The following is a 23,062-nucleotide window of genomic DNA, read 5'->3' as shown; positions in this document are numbered from 1 at the left end:
TTGTATTAGTTTATCTTTCATATTGATTTAATTCTCTTTTTAAATATTAATTGAAGTAATTTTGATAGTTAAATTAGAAAAATAATTGAACTATCTTTACAGAATTCGTTTAAAGATATAAATCATATCTCTTACTTATCTTTGCTAATAGCATCTTGTGTTTTGGTTGTAGTTGTAAGATACAGCTTCAATCAATAAGGTTAATACTAGCATCTCTTAAAAGGCTTTTTCTGTAACTTCAAAATGTAAAATATGTAACATTCATAAAATGGATAAGATAAAAAATTAGGGGGAAAAATAGGGAGGAAAAATAAGGGGATATTTTAGATGATAAAAAATCTTATAATTTGCAGTCAAAAAGAATAAACTCTACTCACTATACATTAAAACCATGTAAAGCAATCCTTGAAAGAAATAAATTATACCTCTATAATTAATATAATCATTAAATTCAAGGCTATATAATCGTGACTGACAATAACTCTTCTAATTTAGTACCGGTAAATATCGAAGATGAGATGAAAGTATCTTATCTTGACTATGCTATGAGCGTCATAGTAAGTAGGGCAATACCGGACGTTCGAGATGGCTTAAAGCCGGTACATCGTCGTATCATCTACTCAATGCATGAAGCAGGTAACCATGCAAACAGAGCTTACAGAAAATCCGCTAGAATAGTCGGTGACGTGATGGGTAAATACCACCCGCACGGGGATAGTGCTATTTACGATTCGTTAGTGCGTATGGCTCAAGATTTTTCACTGCGTCTACCGCTTGTTGATGGGCAGGGTAATTTTGGTTCATTGGATGGTGATGCTGCGGCGGCAATGAGGTATACCGAATCACGTATGGCTAAAGTAGCCCATAAACTGATTGAGGATATTGATAAAGAAACTGTCAGCTTTAACCCAAATTATGACGGTTCTGAAGAAGAACCTTCAGTGTTGCCTTCTATGTTCCCGAACTTACTAGTAAACGGAAGCGGTGGTATTGCTGTTGGTATGGCAACTAATATTCCGCCTCACAATCTTGGGGAGGTTATTGATGCTTGTTGTTTATATGTAGATAATAACGATATAGAAATTTTAGACCTTTTAGAAGTAGTTAAAGGTCCTGATTTCCCTACAAGCGGGATTATTTTAGGTGTTAATGGTATTAAATCAGCCTATTTAACAGGTAGAGGTAGCATAGCTATAAGAGGGCGAGCTGAGATTGAGAATTTAGGTAACGGGCGTCAAGCAATCATTATTACCGAAATACCTTACATGGTAAATAAAGCAAGGCTTGTTGAAAAGATTGCTGAAATGGTTAAGGAAAAACGTATTGAGGGTATAAGCGATTTACGTGATGAGTCGAATAAAAACGGTATAAGAATTTATATTGAGCTAAAGAAAGATATTGTCGCTGAAGTAGTTTTAAACCAAATATATTCCTGTACGCAGCTTCAAACTAGCTTTGGCGTTATAATGCTTGCTCTAAAAGATGGCTTGCCTAAGGTAATGAATCTAAAAGAAGTAATTGCCGCTTTCGTTAGTTTTAGGGAAGTAGTTATCACTAACCGTACTATATATTTACTTAATAAAGCAAGAGATAAAGCTCATATTTTACTTGGGCTAACTATCGCTGTTAGCAATATCGACGAAATAATCCGTATTATAAAAGCTGCAAGCGATCCAAATGCTGCTAAACAAGAATTAATGGCACGTAGTTGGGATGCGTTAAATATTCTGCCGCTTGTGAAGTTAGTTGATGATAAGGCAATGTTGAATGAAGAGGGTAAATGTAGCTTTACCGAAGCCCAAGCAAAGGCAATTTTAGAGATGAGATTGCAACGCTTAACCGCTATGGAAAAGAATAAGTTAGAGGAAGATTTAAAGAACCTTGCCACTGAGATTACGGAGTATTTAAATATTTTAGGTTCACGTGAGCGATTACTTGAAATTTTAAAAGAAGAGCTAATTAAAGTTAAAGAAGAATTTGCAACCCCTCGTCTTACTTCGATTGAATTTGGTGAGTTTGATCAAGATATCGAAGATTTAATCCAGCGTGAAGAAATGGTAGTAACTGTAACGCTTGGTGGTTATATAAAGCGTGTGCCTCTAAGTAGTTATAGAGCTCAAAAACGAGGTGGTAAGGGTAGGTCAGGGCTTTCAATGCGTGATGAAGATATAACAACGCAAGTTTTTGTCGGTAGTACTCATACGCCAATGTTATTCTTCTCAAATATTGGGCAGGTTTATAGCTTAAAGCTATATAAGCTTCCTTTAAGTAATCCGCAAGGGAAAGGTAGACCTATGGTTAATATATTACCGCTTAAAGGTGATGAGCATATTACCAATATTATGCCGCTGCCTGAAAATCAAGATGAGTGGGATAATCTAAATATTATGTTCGCAACTGCTAAAGGTAATATTAGAAGAAGCGATTTATTAGATTTCAAAAAGATTCAGTCAAATGGTAAGATAGCAATTAGGCTTGATGAAGATGACAAGTTAATAGATGTAAAGCCTTGTAAAGAAGACGAGCATATTTTACTAGCAACCAAATCGGGTAAAGCTCTAAGATTCCCTGTTGAGTCGCTACGTGTGATTAAGAGCCGTACTTCCGATGGAGTGCGTGGTATGAGGCTTGCCGAAGATGATTCAGTGATTTCTATGACAGTATTAAAAGGTATCAAAGCTACACGTGAAGAGCGAGATGCTTATTTATCCGTATCATGGGAGAAGAGACTTGAGATCGCTAAAGGGGAAGAATTTAATTCTGAAGAATTAGGCGTGGATTTGACTGCTGAATCTATTTTAGAAATGGCAAATTCCGAAGAGTTTATTTTAACAGTAACCGAAAACGGCTTTGGTAAAAGAAGCTCGGCTTATGGTTATAGGATTACTGACCGCGGTGGTAGTGGTATTATCAATATGGATATTAATGACAAAACCGGTTTAGTAGTTGGCGTTATGCCTGTTAAAATGGATGATGAGCTAATGCTTATCACCAATAGCGGTAAATTAATCCGTTGTAAACTCGAAACAGTACGTATTACAGGGCGTAACACTAGCGGTGTTACTTTATTTAGACTAGATGACGGGGAAAAAGTCGTATCTGCTTCTCTAATTGCTGAAAGTTCTGATGATAATGAAGAAGATAGCGAGTTTGAAGAAGAAGTGGCAGAAGAGGGGAGTGAATAAAACGTCATTGCCGTCATTGCGAGTTGATTAAAAGGAGCGTGGCAATCTCATGAAAGTGTCCTGAGATTGCTTCGTCGCTATGCTCCTCGCAATGACGATATCTATACTTATTTAGTAATGCTAATTTTAGGATAAAACCTTAATAATTTAAATTGTATTTTTTGCTTACGTTGCTTCTGTAAAATACTATAATATTCAATATATATACCGCAAATACTTCAAAAGTTGGTAAGTCAAATAAGCGGTGAGTCTGCGGAACGTAGATAAACTACGTGAGCAAAGACGAATCCCGAAATTTGGCTTGCCAAATCTTGAAGTATTAAAGGTATACTCCTCCTATATTTTTTTATTTTATGTAATATAAAAAATTTTTATTGACTTTTAGTAGAAAAAGTATAAATCTTTTCGGTACAAAAATCTATTTCCTAAATTTAATTTAAAATTTAAAACTTAGATTAAGGTTTTAATAGGTTCGGTAATGATTATGAGTATCATTTTTGGTTTATGTATTTCAATATTTTAAAATCTATATATAAAACGGGAAGAATTAATTTTTCTACAATTATTTCCGCTGGAGTTGGCTATATAGTTATTGTGCTAGTACTTTTTAATTATTATGACCAAAAAATAAAAGATGCAAAATTATTATTTTTAAATAACAATTATAATTTAATATTAGAAACTAGTTTAAATAAGTTTCAATCATTATCTTTTAGATTAAATACTAATTTACAAGATTAATATCTCTTCAAATAATAATTACATTACAATTTGTAAAAATGAAAATTGTGTAAATTATAGTTTATACAAACTGCAATCACTATTAGAGAGGTCTATACCTAATTTTAATAATGTAAAGATAGAACTAAATAATAATTTAATTTATTCAAATGCTATTTTTGAAAATTATGAAATGGATAAAATATATTATTTAAATCAAGATAATAAATTGATAATAAGAACCAATATTAATAATGACTATTGGAATAAGATAATAAAAGATATTAAAAAACCTTTATGGTTTATGATCACCTTTTTATCGCTTACCTTTATCGCTGTATATTATATATATCAAGCTTTATCAAAAAAAATTGAGAAAGAATATAAGAATAAATATGAGACCGCTGTTAAAGAGTGCGAAAAGCTATGGATGACAAAATTGTGGGATACAGAGTTTAAAAAAACTACAGATGTTGAAATTAATTATTTATTTAATCAAGAAGCGGCAAAAACAACATTATTAAATGAAAAAGATTCGCTAGATAAACAAGATAAAAAATTAAAAAGATCATATTTAGAAAGAGATTTATATTGTTCTATCGCTTTATATAATTCCTCTAATAAAGAGGAAATAGATGTAAAAAAGTTAATTAAAGTTTTTACTAATAGATTTGATAAAGAAGATGAAAATATTTCGTTTAGCATAAAATGTCTTGAAAAACAAATATACTTTTCTTCTACCGCAGCATTTTATCAAGTAATATATAGTATAATAAATTATCTTTTCTTTATTATTAAAAAGCAATTTTATAATAATAAGCATCAAATAAATTTATTCATAAGTAATATTGCAGGTAAGGTATCATTCAGTTTTAGTTATATTGGAGTACCGCTAGAAAAGGAAAAGGATTTATTCGCAGTATCAAGTGAATTTACGAAATCACATGCTAATCCATTTATCCTTAGCATAGAACAAATATTTAAGATACTAAAGTCAAACGGATTTAATTGTAAAGTAAGTTATGATAAGACGAATCTTATAGAAATAAATGAAAAAGCAATTAAAAAAAATAAAATAGCAAATGAGGATAATATCATTTATTTAGCTGGTTGGGATAAAGAAGAATCAGACTAAATATTTAAAATTATTTTGTTAACAGTCATATATAATTAGTAAGGAAATTAAGCTCTTTCTTGATTAGTTGATTAAAATTATTTGATATTAAATATAAGTTACATTGACAACCAAAATCAAGGAAAAGAAATGAAAAAGTTCTTACTGTTATTCATAATATCCATCATCCCTTTAAATTTATTCGCTCAAGCCAAAGTAAATAATATAATTGCACCAGTCAGCTATTTTATAAATCATGTACAGCAATTAAATCAAATAAAAACTAATTTAGAAAAATACAGGCAAACAAGTATTGTAGGTATTAGCGGGATGGGAAAAACTCAGCTAGCTAGAATGTATACCTATGCAAATAAAGGTAATTATAATTTAATTTGGTTTATTGATTCCAATTTAAATATTAATGATGAACTTTTAAAGTTAGCAAAAGCTATTAACAAAGCTGAAGGGAAAATTTTAATCGCAGAAGAAGCAGCGAATGTAAAGAAGAGTTAATGGAGTATTTAGGGCAGAATGATAAATGGTTGTTAATATTTGATAATTTAAAAGTAGGTGAGAATAAAAAAATACAAGATTTTATTAATTGGGAACATAATGGCAATATCATATTTTGTTCACAAGATAGTGATAGAATGCCTTATATAGTAAAAGCTGTACCATTTGAAAAGCCCGAAACTATTAAGCTTGCAAATATTATTTTATTGGACAAAGATAATAATTTAGTAGAATTTCTAGTGCAAGAATTTAAAGGTTATCCAGTATTGATAGTACAAGGTGCTCAAATATTAAATAATGTGCCGGGATTAGATAAAGAAGAATATAAAAATAAAATACAAAAATCTAATGATAAAATAAGTTTTAATCTATCGCTCGTAACAGAACAATTAAAATCATCTACAAGACAACTTCTAAATAAAATAGCATTACTCAATAACCAAAGCTTTTCTAAGGATCTACTTAGAATTATTACTGATAATAAAGACAATCTCAATGATGATATTTTCGAGCTATCAAAATTTGCTTTAATAACAAATATAGATGCTAGAGAAGATAATCCAGTTTTTGAGATGCATGATGTTATTGTTCAAAAAGTATTAGAAAAAAATAGTGCAAATAATAGTAAATATTTAGAAGATGTGGTTACTAAGTTTGTTGAGTCTGTGCCGAAAAGTGTAACAAAAGCATTTATGTATAGGAATGCTAAAACAGTACCGGAAAATATTGAAATAATATTAAAAAACGCAGAAAGCTATAATATAAATTTACATAAATTGACAGCAATAAAATTACAGCAATTAGTTCAATACGATAATTCTTATAATTTAATTGGTGCTGGTAAATTAGTTAATTGGTTTGAAGATAATGACGAGAAAGGGAAATATAGATTATGGTTAATGAATAATGAGGAAAAGCGAGTATATGCCGGTTATTTAAATATAACAGGATGGTATTACTTAAAATCTTATAATTATAAAAAAGCTGTAGAATATTTTACTAAGTCTAAAGAAATATATAAAGATATTAAGGGATATGAAGCGTATAAAGCGAATGTAACTTATGGGTTAACACAAGTATATCTTACAATAGGAAATGTGCAGGAAGCTCAAGAAAATATACAAATTTTAAAACAACAGTTGGATAACAAAGTAATTGATAATGCTGATAAATCAATGCTATATATTGCTGAAACAAAATTATTTTTTATAGAAGGAAAATATAATGAAGCATTAGAACAAATTAATCAATCTATTCAAGCTGCTATTTCTGGTGGGTTAGATCCAAATGCATTATTTTTAACAGTAGACTATTTAATAAAAGCTGAAATATTAAGTAAACTTGGGCAATATCAAGAAGCTCTTAATCAAGTAGAGCAGGTATATAACATGCAAAAGCATGTAAAAAAAGAAACTAATATAATATTTGGTAGAATATTTACTCAAAAAGCAATAGCATTATTCGGTTTAGGTGAAAAAGATAAAGCTTTAGAATATGCAAATAAGGCATTGGAGATTTTTAAGAGTAATGATAAAAACTTTATGAGTAGAAGAATGCCTGATGTATTCAACCCTACAATAGCTGTTACATGTATAATAAGAGGAGATATATTATTTGCCAGTGGTAAGCTTGAGGAAGCTTTAGATAGCTATATGGATGCACGAGGTATATATTTTAATGTTTATAGAAGAAATTATAAGAATGTAGCACAAGTAAGTGAGGTAAATCTTAAAGGAGCAAAGGTTGCGTGTAAAAGAAAAGATACGCTTAACTATAAATTTTTTGCCAAACCACAGATCATAGATTTTGGAGCGGAGCATCCTGATTCAATTGAAATGCTTGAATATTGTAAAACTTACGGCATGGGTTTAATTAGTAACAAAGCTTATATAGATAAATCTAAAAAATAGAAAACTTTTTAGAAAGATACTTTATAGTAAACTGATTTGAACGCATGGAGTAGGTTGTTCGTCGTCTTGCCTATTATTATAGGCTCTACTTTCATGCCTGTCACAAAATTCAACTGAGTTTACTATAAATATTGTTTTATAAGCAGGGAATTTTTTGAAAAATATTTGATGATATTTTTGCTTCCTCAACAGGTAAACTACAAGGAATAAAGGATTTTTTAGAGCTGGCGGATAGGGTGGGATTCGAACCCACGGTACGGTTGCCCGTACGCCAGTTTTCAAGACTAGTGCCTTAAACCGCTCGGCCACCTATCCAAGAAGATTCATAGCAAAAAATACAGCATAATTCAAGAAAAATCGTAAAAAATCTTTACTATGCTCGTTTAATTTGGAGAATTAGTGACAAGGTCTTATTAAATCAGCATTGTTGTGTGGAGCGGTTTTTTCGTCATTGCGAGGAGATGCTAGCATCGACGCGGCAATCTCATAAAACAGTATAAAATTCCTGAGATTGCGTACGTACAATTACTCCGTAATTTCCTTAGCTCAGACGGAGAAACCGATCCACGCAGGCAATGCCGCCACTGGATGACAGTATCACTTTTTTATATCACGAATCCAAATTGTTCTTTCAGCTCGTTTACAGTTTCAGATGCTCTAACTCTTGCTTTCTCTGCACCTTGGTGAAGTATTTTGAGTAAATATTCCTGATCATTCATTAACTCTAAATATTTATCACGCATCGGTTGCAGATTTGTAATAATAATTTCTGCTAAATCTTCTTTAAATTTTGCAAAGCCTTCATAATTCTGAATTATATTCTCAAGTTTTTCTTCTGATAAGGTTGTATAAATATCCAGTAAATTACTAATCTCTGGTCTTGCTTCTTTATCATAACTGACAAAGCTTAAATGATCTGTTTTGGCTTTTTTAATTTTTTGATGAATAAGATCATTATCATCTCTTAAATTAATACGAGAAAAATCTGAAGAATCGGATTTGCTCATTTTTTTACTGCCATCTCTAAGACTCATAATTCTTGTTCCTGAGCCACCAATTAAAACCTCTGGTACTTTTAAAATTTCCTTATTAAACTTCCTATTAATTACGCCGGCGATATCTCTAGTTAGCTCCAAATGTTGTTTTTGATCCTCACCAACAGGCACTATATCGGCCTTATATATCAGTATATCAGCAGCCATAAGTACCGGATAGGAAAAAAGCCCAAGGCATGCCTTTTCTTGGTCCTTTCCAGCCTTATCCTTAAACTGCGTCATGCGTTTTAACCAGCCGAGCGGTGTCACGCAATTGAGTAACCAAGCGAGTTCAGCATGCTCTTTTACCATACTCTGAGCAAAAATCGTGACTTTATTAGGATCAAGTCCAGCTGCTAAATAAATCGCTAAAGTTTCGATAACCGATCTTTTAAGTTCACTAGGAGCTATATCAACAGTGATAGAATGCAGATCAGCCAAAAAGAAAAAACAATTATATTCTTCCTGCATTTTAACCCAGTTTCGAATCGAGCCTAAATAGTTACCAAGATGCAAAGAACCAGTAGCTTGCACACCTGAAAGAACAGTTTTTTTCATTTTATACCTTTATTATTGTATTCATTAACAAATATATGTTATATATATACTGCGAATACTTCAAAAGTTGGTAAGTCAAATAAGCGGTGAGTCTGTGCAAGCAGTAGATAAACTACGTGAGCAAAGACGAATCCCGAAATTTGGCTTGCCAAATCTTGAAGTATTAAAGGTATACCAAATTAATAATTAATTTTTACTATATGCTTTGGCGTTTAAGAATTTTATCATTTTACGGATTATTATCGTTATTTACTTTTATCTTTTTTCTTATATGTTACATACCCGTAACGTTTTTCAATGTCAACTATCAAATAAGATATAGGATCGCTGTTATCTTTTCTTGTGCTTTTGTGTGGCTTGCAAAAATTTGTTGTGGTTTGAAATATGAGGTAGAGGGGCTTGAGAAATTGCCTAAAACCATTTCAATAGTTGTATCTAACCATCAATCCTTTTGGGATCAGATGTTTATGCAGCTTATTATCCCTAAACATTCGTGGGTATTAAAGCGTGAGTTATTTAATATACCGCTACTTGGTTGGGGACTTCGTATGGTTAAGCCGATTGCAGTAAATCGTGGCACTAATAGTTCAGTTGCTCAAATTTTAAGAGAGGGTGAGGAAAAAATCAAGGAAGGTTTATGGTTAATAATATTTCCTGAATCAACAAAAGTTCCGCCTGATCGAACAGTAAAATTTAAGCCAAGTGCTGTAAAGCTTGCTTCTATTACTAAAGTGCCGATAGTAATGATGGCACATAATGCCGGCTTATTTTGGCCTAGAGGTTTTTGGTTTAAACAGCCTGGGACTATAAAGGTAAAAATTATTGGAGTAATAGAAAGGGAAGAAGTAGAACAGACCGAAGTGCGGATTTTTAATGATAAGATTGAAGAGATAATTAATAGTGAAAAGCAAAAATTATTAAATTAATACTTACTCAATAGCAAATTACTAATGTAATTTGTTATTTGTATTAAATTAGTCTTGGATTAAGAAATAATTAGTATTATCATACAATTACCAACTATTCTTATGGAGGTATTATGAATAATACAACAGCATTAAAATTAATTGCAGTTATCGATAGCAAGCAAAATTGCTTTACGATGCTCAAGGAGTTAAAATTACTAATAATAAGCCTTTAAAGTTACCTTTAGATTCGGAATAGCATCACCACCATAGAGAAAAAAGACAGAGTTTATACCAAAATAAATCTACGCCTGCTTCATTGTTTGAGCCTCATACTTCTTTAAAAGATATAGAACATAAAGAAGCAGCAAAAAGCGTTATAAAACATTTAGAAAAAGCAGTAGGTCATGACCAAGCTAAATATAAAGAGTTAATTATAGTCGCTGAACCGCAAATGCTCGGTTGTGTTCGTCACGAGCTTAAAAATGGTCTAAAAAAGATGATTACTAAAGAAATAGCGAAAGATTTAGTGCAGCATAATGCTGAGGCAGTCGAAAGGGCTGTGTTCTCTTGATGAGTCGTTATTGCGAGGAGGCATTGCCTGCGTAGATCAGCTTCGTCTCTGTCATCCCGTGGCTTGACCACGGGATGACAGGGTGATAAAGTTTCCGCTCGCAATGACGCAAAGTTTATTAACAAAAACAAATTAAATATTACAAATAATTATGTCGCAAATTTATTTTAACGGTCCTGAGGGGCGAATCGAAGGAATATATGTAAAAGCAGAAGCATATAATGCTCCTGTTGCATTGGTTCTTCATCCCCATCCTTTGCATGGCGGTGATATGAATAATACAGTAGTGTATAACGCCTATAAAGTTTTATCTGAACACGGCTATACAGTTTTACGTATTAACTTCAGAGGAGTAGGGCATTCAGAGGGTAACTTTAATAATGGAGTGGGTGAGGTTATAGATGCCGGAACAGCACTTGATTGGTTACAGCAGAATAATCCAAACGCTCAGTCTAATTTAGTATTAGGGTTTTCATTCGGTGCATGGATAGCTATGCAACTTGTGATGAGACGCCCTGAAATAAATAATTTTATTGCTATTTCGCCTCCGGTAAATAAATATGATTTTTCATTCCTTTCGCCTTGTCCTATTCCAGGATTTGTATTACAAGGTGATAGTGATAGTATAGTCTCAGCTGAAGCGGTAAAAGATTTAGCAAGTAAATTATCTAAACAACAAGCTCATATTAAGGTTGGATGTAAAATTATTAGCGGTGCTGATCATTTCTTTCGTTATAAAATGGAAGAATTTTCTAAAGCAATAGGGGATTATTTGAAAACATTAGATCATAGTTATCCGCAAAATAATAATAATGTAAACGAAGAATCGAAGAGTCAGAAGAAGTTGTTCTTGTATTAAATGGATGTCATTGCGAGCCACTGAAAGTGGCGTGGCAATCTCATGAAGTAAAACTCCTAAGATTGCTTCGTTGGTTATTATATAACCTCCTCGCAATGACAGAAAAATCAAGCCATGCAACAGTAAGAGAACCCAATCAAGACATTAAACATTTATTATCATCCAAAGGATTTTCACCTGTTACAGTTACTAAATCCTGGTCTTCCTCCAATATCTCAAAAGATGATAACGTTAAATCAGGATATTCAAATTTACAAAAATGCCATTCTTCTTTAAACTGTTTATTACAATCCCTAATGATTTTTTTTTAATATTTTCCCCTATACATCTAAAATTAGAATAATAAAATAAGGTATTAGAAGTAATAGCTAGATCTTCTAACTGTTTATCAAAATATTTAGTATTAGTGATAAGTTGTAAAGGGATATCATTACATATTTCATATTCAAGTTTTTGACCCAGCAAAATAATGTAATCACTGAAGACTAAATCCGGCAAAATACCATAAATAGTACCTTTAGAATAAAGTTGTGCAAGCGGTAAAATAGCTTTTTCTTCGCCAAGCAGCATAGCACAGGTTAGATTTTCAACAGCCGACTCAAATAATAAATTTATCGCTTTTTCAGCGTAAGAATCCCAAATCGCTTCAAAAATAGATAATATCTCAACTTGTCGTAGACCTTTTTCAAGTAACTGATTTTCAGGCACTAAATAAAAAATTTCTTTATTATTTATTTCTACGATTTTCAAAATATATCCTATTTATTACATTATTAAACAAGTACATCCTTGTTTCCCTAATACTGGAGTTCCATCATCATCATTTCCGATTTTTTGGGGTTCTGATGTGTTAATAGGTTGTTCATGATAATAATTGTTGCCTCTTGATACTAAAGTTTTTTCTTCAACCTTTTTAGTAGTAACAGAGTTATAATTTACTTCGCTTTGTGTTTTGGGTATACTAGTAGGTTTGTTGCCTGAATTTGTTTCTTCATCTTTTTCAAAGTTAACATTATAATCTATTGTACTTTTTGTTTTTTTTTACACCAGTAGTTTTTTTATTTTTGAAATCTTTTATATCGCTTTGAGTTGCTCGCCTTACTGTATTAGATGGTTGGTGTGTGGTACTAGGTAAAGGAGCTGAAATTGTAGGAATAATAGTTGATTCTGAACTATTAAATATGTCTTTTAAATCAGTATTGTTTAAATGTATATTAATAGCTTTTTCTGCATTTAGTTTCATTATATCATTAATACCTGTTCGGTATACATACTTGTTATTGGAAATAGAATTAGCACAAACTGTAACTAATTTTTGGAAGCAATCTGCTAAAATATCTTCACCTTTATAATCGCTATTAGAGCATTTTTTAGATTCAAAATGTTTTCCTATCGCAAGTATAAAATCTCCATAAATAATATTTTTTTCAACCAACCAGCCGTTATAATAAAATTGAGCTAAGTACCAAGCAGCATTTTCTTGACCGCAAACTAAAGCTTCTTTTAATTTTACGTATATTTTGGATATAATATATTTATTATCTTGTGTTACTGTTAATGTGCTATCTTTTGATTGGGTAAGAGGTAATTTTATATTTTGAGAATAATATAGTAATGCTTCTTGTAATATATCTAAAGAGGTAGGAAAAAATTTTGGTTCAAATATATTTTTTAATTCAGTATTTTCTAAATTTCTTTTAAAATTAGATTCGGCATTTTTCTTTATTTCGTCAGTAATAATACTATTTATATCTAATTGATATTGATTTTTGGTATTTTTAATAGTTTTAGCACAATCTTTGGCTAAATTTTTTAAATCTTTTGATATGTCACCTTTAAATCCATTATTTGCACATTTTATAGAACCAAGCTTTATTCCTATTGCAATAATAAAATTGCCTATCGTACAATCTTTTTCAAATAACCAACCATTATAATAGAATTGAGCTAGATACCAAGCTGCTTTTGCTTCGCCATAAACGAATATTTCTTTTAATCTTCTATATAATTCAATTAGAACTGCTTCATTATTTTGTGTTATTTCTAAATCCTTTGATGTTCTAAGAGGTATTTCAATATATTCATCATAATCGCTTAATGCCTTTTTTATTATTTCGTAAAGATGAGGTAATTTTTCTTTCATCATTTTCATTCCTTTTTTAAGATATGGGACATCCTCCCATGAGTTCTAAAAATTCACTAGAGTCACTTTTTGGTTTCATTGAGCTTGATTCATAATCCCATGTTTGTTGATTAGTGTTCTGGTCAGAATTTACTTTTTGAGGTAATTTAGGTACTTCATTCGGTTTTTTAACCTCATTTGCTGTGATGTATTTCGTATTTTCTATAGGTTTCTTTTTAGGAAATAATTTTCTGTACCATGTGGCTTGAGGTGGTTCACACAATACAAAACTTTCTACAATTCTTTCATTTATTTTATCCTGTATGTTTTCTTTATATCCAACAATATTTTTTCTAGTAATTAGGTGGTATTCAGGTGATAAAGAAGAATTAAAATTGCTTGCAAACTCTTCTAAGGTATCAAGAATTAAAGATTTAGAAATTTCGACATTATTCCAATTTATTCTTATGCCGCCCATATATCCAAGTGGTAGTGAAGCCATACTATCAAGTTCAGCAAGATCAGTAATACCAAAATCATTTAAATTTGTAGATTGTGTTCTTTTATAGTAATAGGAAAAATTTTCTATACCGTATATAATTTTTATTAGGTTACTTACTTGTTTATTATTAATTTCAGATTCATTATAAATTTTAATTAAAAAATTAGAAGCATCACTACTACCCAAAAACATAGCACCTTGTAAATATAGCATAGCTTTTGCGTAGACTTGTTGACTTTCAATTGTTGCGTTATCATTTTTGGATTGCACATCCAAAGCTTTTTTGTAATATTTTATACCTTTATCAAATAAATACTCTGGAGTTAATGTAATAAATTCTGCTTCTGTATCTTTCATGATTTAACTATCTTTAATAATTTTTCACATGCCAAAAAAACTTTACTCATTACCTACTAAGGTTACTTCAAATGTTTGCCCATCAACTTCATATAGACAAACTTTATTACCATTTTCCCAATGGGTGTGAGTAGGATAACTCCAACCATCGTCTGGATTGTAATTATTGTTAACATGCTGTTTCTCTGATATTGCTTCAAAAGATTTGAGGTAATAATTAATAATTTCATCGTTTGTTTCAGGATTATCAACTAATTTTTTATTACTAAAATATTCTCGTGTTCTGCAAATAGCATCGTAGGAAATATTTATCTCGCTTTCGTTTGTCGTAGGTGGGTTAAATATTAAATCCATTTGCTGACATTCGGTAATTCCAAATTTCGGACCTAATAAAACTAAATCATCGTGGAATATTTTTTTTTCTAAATCATGACTTTGAGAGCCAGAATCTTTTATAAATATAAAATCATATAATTGAATTAACTCATAAGCTGCATTATCACAACCTGTGAATAAAGCATATTTAAAATATTTTTCTGCATGCTCTGACATGGCTTTTAGTTTTTTAATATCATCAATGCTAGGAGTTGTGCTAAAGTTCAGTTTTTTTATTTTGTTAAATTGTTCGTTAGCCTTATTCATAAATATTTGTGAAATAAGATTAGGGTTATTGTTTTGAGGCATATGTTATTACTTTTTAATTAAAGGGCTTAAGCTTTTATTGTCTTGCGAGGAGGTATAGCTTCAAGCAATAAGGTTGATACATCAAATTTAGCGAGTCTTGATTGTGCTCACGTATTTAATATACGCTCCGCAATCTTGCTCGCAAATTTAATGTCTGAACCTCATTGCTTTTTGCTATATTACCCACGTGGATCGAAAAACGCCCGCAATGTCATTCCCGCATGAGGCTTGCTTGCGTAGATCAGTTTTTCCTCTGTCATCCTGCGAGCTTGTAGCGGGATCCAGCTTAAAATACTAAAATTATTAGTATTAAAAGTTGCTTTTTGGATGCCGTGGTCAAGCAACTAGATGACACCGAGGGCGTTTTTGGATCCACGCAACAATACTCTGCGGGAATGACATAACTAATCCACGCAGGCAATGCCTTCTCGCAATGACGGAAAAATAATTAACAATAATTAAATTTACAATTTAAATTTAGTAATATTTTTGCTAAAAGGAAAGTTCAGCAGTAGAAAAAGAGAGTATTTTTTTGGAAGGTAGTTGCAATATTATTCTACCTATGGAATCGATACCTTGAAAAGTGCCTGTAACAATGTTATTTTGATATTTAACACTAATATTTTCATGTAACTTATAAGCATGTTTTAGCCATGTTCCTCTAATAAATGAAAAGCCATTTTTTTCCCAAATTTGATAATATTTTTCAAAATTTTCTATTAATATTTCAAGTAAAGCTTGAGGGGTGATAATGGGGAGTTCTTCAGCTACTAAGCTAGTGGTAGGTTGGTCGATATTTATTGGGTGATAGGTTATGTTAATACCAACACCGATAATAAGATAATAAGCATCTTCTACTTTAACCGATTCAAGAAGTATACCGGATATTTTTTTACCACCTACTAGAACATCATTTGGCCATTTTAATTGGATTTTTTTAAGAACTAGGGGCGTCATCCCGCGTGCTTGTATAGGAATCTCGTTTATTTTCTGGATCCCGTGGTCAAGCCACGGTATGACATGTACCATACTATCATAAACCGCAAGGGCTGTAACGAAAGACAATTGTGGTAGTAATTCAAGCTCTTTATTTGGCTTAATTAGTAAACTAACATGTAAATTGCCGAGAGTAGATTGCCAGTTTTTACCGCTTCTACCACGTCCTTTAGTTTGAGATTTAGCAAGTATGATATAATCTCTATCAGGTTTATTACTTTTAGCTATTCTAATGGCTTCAAGGTTTGTGCTATCTAATTCATCAAAAACAAATAGCTTATATCTACCTAAATTCATTTAAACCTAAGACGAAATAATGAAAGATCCGAAAAGTAAAAATCCTATTACTACAAAGTTAATTAATAATAACCCATAGGAAATAGGTATTTTTGTTGGATTAGGTTTTTCAGCAAAATACATCGTTTTAATTATTTTAAGATAGTAAAAAGCCGCAATGACGCTAGTAAAGATACCAAAATAAGCAAGCAAAAACTCTTCTTGGGTAATTGCTTGGTAAAAGAGGTAGTATTTTCCAAGAAAGCCAGCAAGCGGCGGGATACCTATCATAGAAAACATAATTATACAAATTGCAGCAGCTATAGCTTTATGGTTTTCTGCAATTCCTTGGATGCTTTCAAAATTGGCTTTGTCTGTTTGGTTTCCGAGTAACATAATCAGGCAAGTAAAGAACCCTATACTTGCTGCTGCATATATCAACATATAGAGCATAGCAGCTTTATTGCCATCTTCAGTACGCAGCAATACGCCGATTAATACATAACCGATATTTAGAATGGTACTATATGCCATTAATCTTTTTAAGGAAGTTTGACGAATAGCACCAAGAGCACCAAATATCATAGATAATAAAGCAATTATTTTTATTAGATTATAGCTAATAGGGTGATAGTTTTTGATAATTAAATTTTCAATATTTAATAAAATGGCAACAGCCCCGATTTTTGAAGCTGCTGTAAAATAAGTAACCGAAGCAATAGGTGATCCCTCATATACATCTGGTGCCCAGAAATGCAATGGGGCACTTGAAAGCTTAAAGAAAATACTGCTTAAAAATAATACTACACCAATTACTAAACCTAAATTTACCGAAGAGCTATCATTTAGCTTATAAAATATATCTGAAAATTGTAAGCTTCCGCCAAATCCATATATAAAAGAAATACCGAATAATGATAAGCAGCTAACTAAACTGCCTAATATAAAATATTTTAATGCTCCCTCTGATGATTTAATATCGCTCAATTTAAAACCAGCAAGTATATAAGAAGTTAGAGCAGTAAGTTCCATAGCACAGAAAAGTAATAAAAAATTCTGTGCTGAAATTGCCACAAAAATCCCAACTGTAGATAATAATATCAAAGTGATAAATTCAAATTTTAGTGGTTCACCGCTACGCACCGAATAATCTCGGTAAATTATCATAGATATTATAGTAAATATCAATATGATAGCCTTATAATTAGCAATATTTGCATTAGTAGTAAACATTACATAATCTAGGTATAATACACTTTCAGAGTAAGAATATTTTAGAATAATGAAAATTGTTAATATGGTAAGTAAAATAGTTATATTAGCAACAATTCTATTTTTACCTTGCAGCATTACGGCAAAGAATTGGCTTAAAAGTGCCGTTAAAGTTAAAGTTATTTCAGGAAGTAGCATATAAAATTAATATTGTTTATCGAAATATAAATATTAGTAAATAAATAATTTTTTATCAATAAACTTATATATAAATTAGACTTTAATACACTAAAAATTTGCAATTTTCTATAATAATACGCTATATTACTGCTGTTTATGTATAAAAGTTTAATAAAATAATGTATCTGTTATCATATATATTAGGAGGATTGAATACATTACTCCGCCAATTACGTCTATCAATTAGCTCTATAGAGTTCTATAAAGATGTATATCAAAAATATCATGGTTATGGAATAAGATATTTATTTATTGTGTCTTTTATTCCAGCAATAATTTATTGTATCTTTATATTAAATTATCTAATAACCTTGAAAGACAGCTTTAACGGAATAAAACAGACAAAAACGACAGATAATATTGAATATATCATCAATCAATTACCGGAAATGCAATATGCTAATTCACGGATTCTTGTAAAAGATGAAGAACCTATTTATTTGTATAATAAAAATAATGATAAAGTAGCTGTCATTGATACAAAAAATCAGGTTTCAATTAGAGAAAAAAGCAAGATACCATTTGTAATTGAGGCAGATAAACTTACGATAAATTTTGCAATAGATAACACTAAAAAAAGCTTCCCTCGTACCATTAATTACTCAAGTTTATTCGATCAAAGTCAGATGACTTTAACTCCTGAAATAATAAAAAAATATTTTGCCGATAATTTAATGCATTTACCAAATTTATTTATTTATCTTGGTATGCCAGCTATTATATTATTTTGGTTTGTAACATTCTTTTTAGAGAGAAGTATTATAATATTATTAGTATGCGTCGCATTCAAATTATTATTTAATAAAGTCTCAGTACAAGATGCTACAAGATTAGTAATGTTTTCAAGTGGAGTGCCGATATTATTGCAGCCGGTTGTTCCTTTTGTACCGGTATTAGGTACAATATTACAAATACTTCAAATATTTACTACTTGTCTATTATTTATTGCTATTTGGCAGGTCAATAAGAATAGAAAGTTTTCGAGTTACTTGTAAAAAATCTTCTTCGTTAGAATAGTCTAAAGTTATTTTTTCTTTTATCTGATGTTTAAACCATGTGATTTGCCTTTTAGCATACCTGCGTGTTCGTGTTTGAGCTAAGTTTAAAGCTTCACTCAAAGTTAGTTTGTTTTCTAGATAAGCCAAAATTTCTTTTATACCTACAGCTTTTAAATTTAGATAATCAGGATTGAATTGTTTTTTGATTAAAGCAATTTCGTCTATTGCACCATCTTTAAATATATTAGCTAAACGTTCATCACATATTTTATATAAAAATTTTCTCTCAGGGTTTAAGAAGATAATTTTAAAATTAAATTCAGATAAAATTTGTTCTTTTGGCAAAGTTTGGAAAGAGAAAATAGACTTGCCGGTTTGCAGTACTACTTCATAAGCTCTAATTAGTCTTTGAGTGTCTGATTGATTAATTTTAGATGAAGCTAGTGGATCAAGCTTTGTAAGCCTATTATGTAGCTCTGTATTACCTATTTCATTATGTAGCTTTCTTACTTGCTGTCTTAAATCCTCAGATATATCAGGAATATTATTATATCCAAAAACTAAGGAGTTAATATATAATCCCGTACCACCTATTAATATGGGAAGCTTACCACTAGCAGTTACCTGATTTATTTTTTCGGCAGCAAGCTTTAAATATTTTACTACCGAAAAATCTTCAGTAATAGGCAAGAAGTTATATAAATGATAAGGAATTTCGCTTTTATAGCTTTCCGGAGGGGAGGCGGTAATAATTGGAATTTCTTTATAAACCTGCATTGAGTCGATATTTATTATTTCCCCGTCGCAAGCTTTAGCAAGTGCGTGACCTAGATAAGATTTTCCGCTAGCAGTAGGACCGCATAAGATGATTATTTCTTTTTTTGGCACTTAAATATTAAGTCCGTACTTGCTTAATAATTGATTAATCATCGTTTTTAGCTCTTCTAATTTTTCAGCACTTTTTGATTCAGCTCTTGCAATAATTGCAGATTCAGTATTGGAGCTACGCAATAACCACCAACCATCTTCTGTGTTTACTCTTACTCCATCAATATCATTAAATTCTATTTTATCTTGCAGTAATTTTTCTTTGATTTCTTCAATAATTTGTAGCTTTAATTCAGAAGGAACAAAAATTTTAATTTCCGGTGTGCTATAGCTTTTTGGTAGCTCATCTATTATTTCGTCTAAAGTTTTATTTGATCTAGTCAGTAAATCCAAAAATCTTAATGCCGCATAGATTGCATCATCAAAACCAAAATATTTATCGGCAAAGAATATATGCCCGCTCATCTCACCGGTTAGTAAAGCTTTTGATTCAGCCATTTTACTTTTAATAAATGGATGACCAGTTCGCCATATTATAGGTTGTCCGCCATATGATTTGATTCTATCGGCTATGAGTTGGCTGGCTTTTACGTCAAGTATTATAGTAGCATTCGGGTTTTCTTTTAAAATATCCTCAGCAAAAATGCATAAGATTTGATCACCAAATAACATCTTACCGCTTGAGCTTACAATGCCTATTCTATCGCCATCGCCATCAAAAGCTATACCAAGATCGCAATTTTGTTCTTTAATTAGTTTAATTAATTCCTGTAAATTATCAGCCTTAGTAGGGTCAGGATGATGACTTGGAAAGTTTCCATCAATCTTACTATTAATAATTATGTTTTCATTATTTAAATGATTTTTTAACTCCTCAACAATATTTCCCGTTGCTCCATTACCAGGATCCCAAGCTACTTTTAGGTTGGAATTTACTATTATTTTTTCTAGAATACGATTTAGGTATTTTGATTGTATGTCATTTCCGCCCTCACTGTTATTTCCGTTTTTTCTGTTATTCCCGCGAAAGCGGGAATCCATATTCATATTAAGCTGGATTCCTGCTTTCGCAGGAATGACATTGAAGTCAGTATTTAAAATCTCTGCTAATAAATCCTGTATTTGAGAGCCAAAAAAAGATTTGCCATGTTGTATTATTTTAAAGCCGTTATCATCACGAGGGTTATGTGAACCAGTAACCATAATACTACCAGCTGGTGTAAATTTTTTATCAGCGAAATATAGAACCGGACTTGGGACAATGCCAATATTTATAACCTCAGCCCCTGCATCAATTAAACCTATTTCTAAAGCTTTATAAAGGGTAGGGGAGCTAAGCCGCCCATCCATACCGACGCAGATTTTGTTATTGTCATTCTTTATGGTCATCTTTGCAAAGCAAAAACCAACCTTATAAGCTACTTCTACTGTTAAATCGGTAAGGCTATTACCTCTTATGTCATAAGCCCTAAAAATGTCTTTGTTAATGTTCATGAAGACCTTATTATATTGTTTGGTGTTATCCTGTGGCTTGTACCCGTATTATTGCGTGGCTCAATTTTACCCCTGTCATCCCGTGACTTGGGAACTAGATCCAGCATAAAGCGATATAAATCGAGCTTTTTTTATTTGTATATTTTTATTGGATCCCGTGGACAAGCCACGGGATGACACCTAGGACTTTTTTCGAGCCATGCAACAACCTAGGTACAAACCGCAGAATGACATTATAGCTTAAAGGCTAAAGCTCTCGCCTAAATAAACCTCTTTAACTTTTTTGCTATTTGCTATTTCTTTGCTACTTCCTTCCAATAACACTTTCCCCTCGAAAATAACATATGCTCGGTCAACTATATCTAAAGTATCACGCACGTTATGATCAGTAATTAGAATACCGATATTGAATTCACGCAAGTAAGTAATTAGATTTTTGATATCAGAAATAGCTAGGGGATCAATACCGGCAAGCGGTTCATCAAGCATGATAAATTTCGGCTCTATTGCAAGCGATCTTGCAATCTCAAGCCTTCGTCTTTCGCCGCCCGATAAGCTAGCAGCTGATAGATCTTTTAAATGTATTATAGAAAATTTTTCCAGTAAATTATGAGTTTTTTGCTCAATTACTTCTTTATCATTTTCCGATATTTCAATTATAGCTTTAATATTATCTTCAACCGATAAGCCTCGAAAAATTGAAGGTTCTTGAAGAAGATAACCAATACCAAGCCTTGCTCTTAAATAAATTGGTAAATTAGTTATGTTAATATCATTTAATAATAACTGTCCCGAATCTGCTTTCATTAAGCCAATAATGATGTTAAAACAAGTTGTTTTACCAGCTCCGTTTGGACCAAATAACCCAACTATTTCGCCTTGTTTGACATTAAGAGATATATCGCTTAATATGGTTCTCTTTTTATAGGATTTTGATATATTTTTAACTTGTAAGCTGTCCATTTAATTTATTTTCTTACTATTTTTATTTACAATATCCACATAATAAATAAGTTTATTAGTTTTTAAAATATTATTATTACGTTCTAATACAACATTACCAAGTAAAATGAGTTGTTTATTATCTAAAAAATATTTCCCTGAATCAGCAAGTAATAACTCATTATTAATTTTTTTCTCAACACTCAATTTAGTTGGAACGACTATATAGTCAATGGTTTGTTTATTATCTATAGTTTTATAAAAAATATATAATTCTTCAGTTCTAAGTATCGCATTATCAAAATAAACAACGACATTTCCAAGGTATTCTGCTTTTTGTTTAACTCTATTAATGATTAAAGTATCAGATGTGATATGTAAGTTTGAAATATCTTTATCATCAGCATATGTTGAGATACTAATAGTAAAGAATATTACAAGTTTAATAGTCCGATAGATCAATAGTAGTGTAGACATTGCCTTTAAAAATTATAATATTATTATCGTCTTGTGTGTTAAAACTATCTGAAGTAATAGTAGAGTTTTTATGAAATAATGTAGCAGGAGAATCGCTAATTATACTTTTATTTATTAAATCAATTCTTGCATCGTTAGTGTCAAATATCATATCTTCAAAATAAAATTTTACATCATTTTTTAAATCTAATATATGCGATTCTTCGTTTAAAAACCCTTCTTTTGCATAAACAGTAACTGATTGGTTTTTATTTACGTTATATATACCGTTTATTATATCTAATTTATATTTGTTATCCGAATCTTTTATAGCTTGCTCAGCTTTGACTAGATAACTATTTAAATTCTTATCTACTCCCTCAAAAACTGAATCTTTTAATATAATATTATATTTTAAATCAAGGTTTTTTTCTGGAGCTTTTTCTACAATATTAGTATTATTTTCTTCGGTAGGGTAGCTACTTTTAACTAATATATATCCTGCATATAAAATTCCAAGTATAATTAGGAAATAAGTAAATTTCCAAAATTTTTTCCGTCGTTTATAAGAGGAAGGCATATA

Annotated in this window: 21 protein-coding genes, 1 tRNA gene and 2 pseudogenes; 11 read left to right on the top strand and 13 right to left on the bottom strand. The window is 31.0% G+C overall.

Annotated elements, in window-relative coordinates; all coding sequences use genetic code 11:
- Positions 1-467 precede the first annotated feature (467 nt).
- The 6 genes and pseudogenes from gyrA to RBE_RS04115 all read left to right on the top strand — a co-directional run bounded on the left by gyrA (position 468) and on the right by RBE_RS04115 (position 7,442).
- Positions 468-3,185 carry a DNA topoisomerase (ATP-hydrolyzing) subunit A gene (gene gyrA, locus RBE_RS04135; protein WP_011477462.1) on the top strand — a complete coding sequence of 906 codons (2,718 nt, stop codon included), beginning with the start codon at positions 468-470 and terminating at the stop codon, positions 3,183-3,185.
- Between the two features lie 203 nt (positions 3,186-3,388).
- Positions 3,389-3,516 (top strand): annotated as a pseudogene (locus tag RBE_RS09705) (palindromic element RPE5 domain-containing protein); the annotation flags it as partial.
- A 263-nt stretch (positions 3,517-3,779) separates the two neighbouring features.
- The gene (locus tag RBE_RS08905) at positions 3,780-3,926 is read left to right on the top strand and encodes a hypothetical protein (RefSeq protein WP_187145736.1); all 147 of its coding nucleotides are present in this window, start codon (positions 3,780-3,782) and stop codon (positions 3,924-3,926) included.
- A gap of 172 nt (positions 3,927-4,098) precedes the next feature.
- Positions 4,099-5,040: a hypothetical protein gene (locus RBE_RS04125; RefSeq protein WP_011477461.1), complete on the top strand. Its 942-nt coding sequence runs from the start codon at positions 4,099-4,101 to the stop codon at positions 5,038-5,040.
- A gap of 129 nt (positions 5,041-5,169) precedes the next feature.
- Positions 5,170-5,532: a hypothetical protein gene (locus RBE_RS09215; protein ID WP_011477460.1), complete on the top strand. Its 363-nt coding sequence runs from the start codon at positions 5,170-5,172 to the stop codon at positions 5,530-5,532.
- Positions 5,532-7,442, top strand: coding sequence for a tetratricopeptide repeat protein (locus RBE_RS04115; protein WP_011477459.1), 1,911 nt, complete (start codon positions 5,532-5,534; stop codon positions 7,440-7,442). Before RBE_RS09215 ends, RBE_RS04115 begins: the two co-directional genes overlap by 1 nt.
- 225 nt (positions 7,443-7,667) lie before the next feature.
- Here RBE_RS04115 and RBE_RS04105 read toward each other — a convergent pair.
- Both RBE_RS04105 and trpS read right to left on the bottom strand, forming a co-directional pair.
- Positions 7,668-7,757, bottom strand: a tRNA-Ser gene (locus tag RBE_RS04105).
- A 290-nt stretch (positions 7,758-8,047) separates the two neighbouring features.
- Positions 8,048-9,034 (bottom strand): tryptophan--tRNA ligase, encoded by a 987-nt coding sequence (gene trpS / locus RBE_RS04100; RefSeq protein WP_011477458.1) that lies wholly within the window; start codon positions 9,032-9,034, stop codon positions 8,048-8,050.
- A 67-nt stretch (positions 9,035-9,101) separates the two neighbouring features.
- Between trpS and RBE_RS09475 the strand changes: the two genes are divergently transcribed.
- From RBE_RS09475 to RBE_RS04085, 4 genes and pseudogenes are all read left to right on the top strand, one after another.
- Complete coding sequence (locus RBE_RS09475) at positions 9,102-9,224, top strand: hypothetical protein (RefSeq protein WP_266105185.1); 123 nt, start codon at positions 9,102-9,104, stop codon at positions 9,222-9,224.
- Positions 9,225-9,234: 10 nt separating this feature from the next.
- Complete coding sequence (locus RBE_RS04095) at positions 9,235-9,960, top strand: lysophospholipid acyltransferase family protein (RefSeq protein ID WP_011477457.1); 726 nt, start codon at positions 9,235-9,237, stop codon at positions 9,958-9,960.
- Between the two features lie 113 nt (positions 9,961-10,073).
- Positions 10,074-10,513: pseudogene (locus tag RBE_RS07945) on the top strand (host attachment protein).
- A 151-nt stretch (positions 10,514-10,664) separates the two neighbouring features.
- Positions 10,665-11,372 carry an alpha/beta hydrolase gene (locus RBE_RS04085; protein ID WP_011477455.1) on the top strand — a complete coding sequence of 236 codons (708 nt, stop codon included), beginning with the start codon at positions 10,665-10,667 and terminating at the stop codon, positions 11,370-11,372.
- A 231-nt stretch (positions 11,373-11,603) separates the two neighbouring features.
- On the opposite strand, the gene RBE_RS04080 is transcribed toward RBE_RS04085, so the two are convergent.
- The 6 genes from RBE_RS04080 to nuoN all read right to left on the bottom strand — a co-directional run bounded on the left by RBE_RS04080 (position 11,604) and on the right by nuoN (position 17,719).
- The gene (locus RBE_RS04080) at positions 11,604-12,122 is read right to left on the bottom strand and encodes a hypothetical protein (RefSeq protein ID WP_011477454.1); all 519 of its coding nucleotides are present in this window, start codon (positions 12,120-12,122) and stop codon (positions 11,604-11,606) included.
- 262 nt (positions 12,123-12,384) lie between these two features.
- Positions 12,385-13,518 carry a hypothetical protein gene (locus RBE_RS04075; protein ID WP_012151984.1) on the bottom strand — a complete coding sequence of 378 codons (1,134 nt, stop codon included), beginning with the start codon at positions 13,516-13,518 and terminating at the stop codon, positions 12,385-12,387.
- Between the two features lie 13 nt (positions 13,519-13,531).
- Positions 13,532-14,353 (bottom strand): hypothetical protein, encoded by an 822-nt coding sequence (locus tag RBE_RS04070; RefSeq protein ID WP_011477452.1) that lies wholly within the window; start codon positions 14,351-14,353, stop codon positions 13,532-13,534.
- A gap of 42 nt (positions 14,354-14,395) precedes the next feature.
- The gene (locus RBE_RS04065; RefSeq protein ID WP_011477451.1) at positions 14,396-15,037 is read right to left on the bottom strand and encodes a hypothetical protein; all 642 of its coding nucleotides are present in this window, start codon (positions 15,035-15,037) and stop codon (positions 14,396-14,398) included.
- A 492-nt stretch (positions 15,038-15,529) separates the two neighbouring features.
- Positions 15,530-16,330: a biotin--[acetyl-CoA-carboxylase] ligase gene (locus RBE_RS04060; protein ID WP_011477450.1), complete on the bottom strand. Its 801-nt coding sequence runs from the start codon at positions 16,328-16,330 to the stop codon at positions 15,530-15,532.
- Positions 16,331-16,336: 6 nt separating this feature from the next.
- A complete protein-coding gene (gene nuoN / locus RBE_RS04055; RefSeq protein ID WP_011477449.1) occupies positions 16,337-17,719 on the bottom strand; it encodes an NADH-quinone oxidoreductase subunit NuoN in 1,383 nt (460 codons plus the stop codon).
- Positions 17,720-17,880: 161 nt separating this feature from the next.
- Here nuoN and RBE_RS04050 point away from each other — a divergent pair, with 161 nt between their 5' ends.
- Positions 17,881-18,756, top strand: coding sequence for a DUF1189 family protein (locus RBE_RS04050; protein ID WP_011477448.1), 876 nt, complete (start codon positions 17,881-17,883; stop codon positions 18,754-18,756).
- Here RBE_RS04050 and miaA read toward each other — a convergent pair.
- From miaA to lptC, 5 genes are all read right to left on the bottom strand, one after another.
- On the bottom strand, positions 18,700-19,647 hold the full coding sequence (miaA, locus tag RBE_RS04045) for a tRNA (adenosine(37)-N6)-dimethylallyltransferase MiaA (protein WP_011477447.1): 948 nt from the start codon (positions 19,645-19,647) through the stop codon (positions 18,700-18,702). The genes RBE_RS04050 and miaA overlap by 57 nt on opposite strands.
- A complete protein-coding gene (locus tag RBE_RS04040) occupies positions 19,648-21,081 on the bottom strand; it encodes a phosphomannomutase/phosphoglucomutase (RefSeq protein ID WP_011477446.1) in 1,434 nt (477 codons plus the stop codon). It lies immediately after the preceding gene.
- A gap of 240 nt (positions 21,082-21,321) precedes the next feature.
- Positions 21,322-22,044, bottom strand: a complete 723-nt coding sequence (gene lptB / locus RBE_RS04035; protein WP_011477445.1) for an LPS export ABC transporter ATP-binding protein — start codon at positions 22,042-22,044, stop codon at positions 21,322-21,324.
- Positions 22,045-22,500, bottom strand: coding sequence for an LptA/OstA family protein (locus RBE_RS04030; RefSeq protein ID WP_011477444.1), 456 nt, complete (start codon positions 22,498-22,500; stop codon positions 22,045-22,047). It lies immediately after the preceding gene.
- The gene (gene lptC, locus RBE_RS04025; RefSeq protein ID WP_011477443.1) at positions 22,466-23,059 is read right to left on the bottom strand and encodes an LPS export ABC transporter periplasmic protein LptC; all 594 of its coding nucleotides are present in this window, start codon (positions 23,057-23,059) and stop codon (positions 22,466-22,468) included. Before lptC ends, RBE_RS04030 begins: the two co-directional genes overlap by 35 nt.
- Positions 23,060-23,062: the final 3 nt, after the last annotated feature.

The sequence above is a fragment of the Rickettsia bellii RML369-C genome, from assembly GCF_000012385.1.
Lineage (GTDB): Bacteria > Pseudomonadota > Alphaproteobacteria > Rickettsiales > Rickettsiaceae > Rickettsia > Rickettsia bellii.
This window is presented reverse-complemented; position numbering and strand designations above follow the sequence as displayed.

Bases quoted from the DNA above. Each gene is read 5' to 3' on its own strand.
- RBE_RS04125 (WP_011477461.1), top strand. From the start codon at position 4,099: ATGGATAAAATATATTATTTAAATCAAGATAATAAATTGATAATAAGA.
- RBE_RS09215 (WP_011477460.1), top strand. From the start codon at position 5,170: ATGAAAAAGTTCTTACTGTTATTCATAATATCCATCATCCCTTTAAAT.
- RBE_RS04115 (WP_011477459.1), top strand. From the start codon at position 5,532: ATGGAGTATTTAGGGCAGAATGATAAATGGTTGTTAATATTTGATAAT.
- trpS (WP_011477458.1), bottom strand. From the start codon at position 9,034: ATGAAAAAAACTGTTCTTTCAGGTGTGCAAGCTACTGGTTCTTTGCAT.
- RBE_RS04095 (WP_011477457.1), top strand. From the start codon at position 9,235: ATGCTTTGGCGTTTAAGAATTTTATCATTTTACGGATTATTATCGTTA.
- RBE_RS04085 (WP_011477455.1), top strand. From the start codon at position 10,665: ATGTCGCAAATTTATTTTAACGGTCCTGAGGGGCGAATCGAAGGAATA.
- RBE_RS04075 (WP_012151984.1), bottom strand. From the start codon at position 13,518: ATGATGAAAGAAAAATTACCTCATCTTTACGAAATAATAAAAAAGGCA.
- RBE_RS04070 (WP_011477452.1), bottom strand. From the start codon at position 14,353: ATGAAAGATACAGAAGCAGAATTTATTACATTAACTCCAGAGTATTTA.
- RBE_RS04065 (WP_011477451.1), bottom strand. From the start codon at position 15,037: ATGCCTCAAAACAATAACCCTAATCTTATTTCACAAATATTTATGAAT.
- RBE_RS04060 (WP_011477450.1), bottom strand. From the start codon at position 16,330: ATGAATTTAGGTAGATATAAGCTATTTGTTTTTGATGAATTAGATAGC.
- nuoN (WP_011477449.1), bottom strand. From the start codon at position 17,719: ATGCTACTTCCTGAAATAACTTTAACTTTAACGGCACTTTTAAGCCAA.
- RBE_RS04050 (WP_011477448.1), top strand. From the start codon at position 17,881: ATGTATCTGTTATCATATATATTAGGAGGATTGAATACATTACTCCGC.
- RBE_RS04040 (WP_011477446.1), bottom strand. From the start codon at position 21,081: ATGAACATTAACAAAGACATTTTTAGGGCTTATGACATAAGAGGTAAT.
- lptB (WP_011477445.1), bottom strand. From the start codon at position 22,044: ATGGACAGCTTACAAGTTAAAAATATATCAAAATCCTATAAAAAGAGA.
- RBE_RS04030 (WP_011477444.1), bottom strand. From the start codon at position 22,500: ATGTCTACACTACTATTGATCTATCGGACTATTAAACTTGTAATATTC.
- lptC (WP_011477443.1), bottom strand. From the start codon at position 23,059: ATGCCTTCCTCTTATAAACGACGGAAAAAATTTTGGAAATTTACTTAT.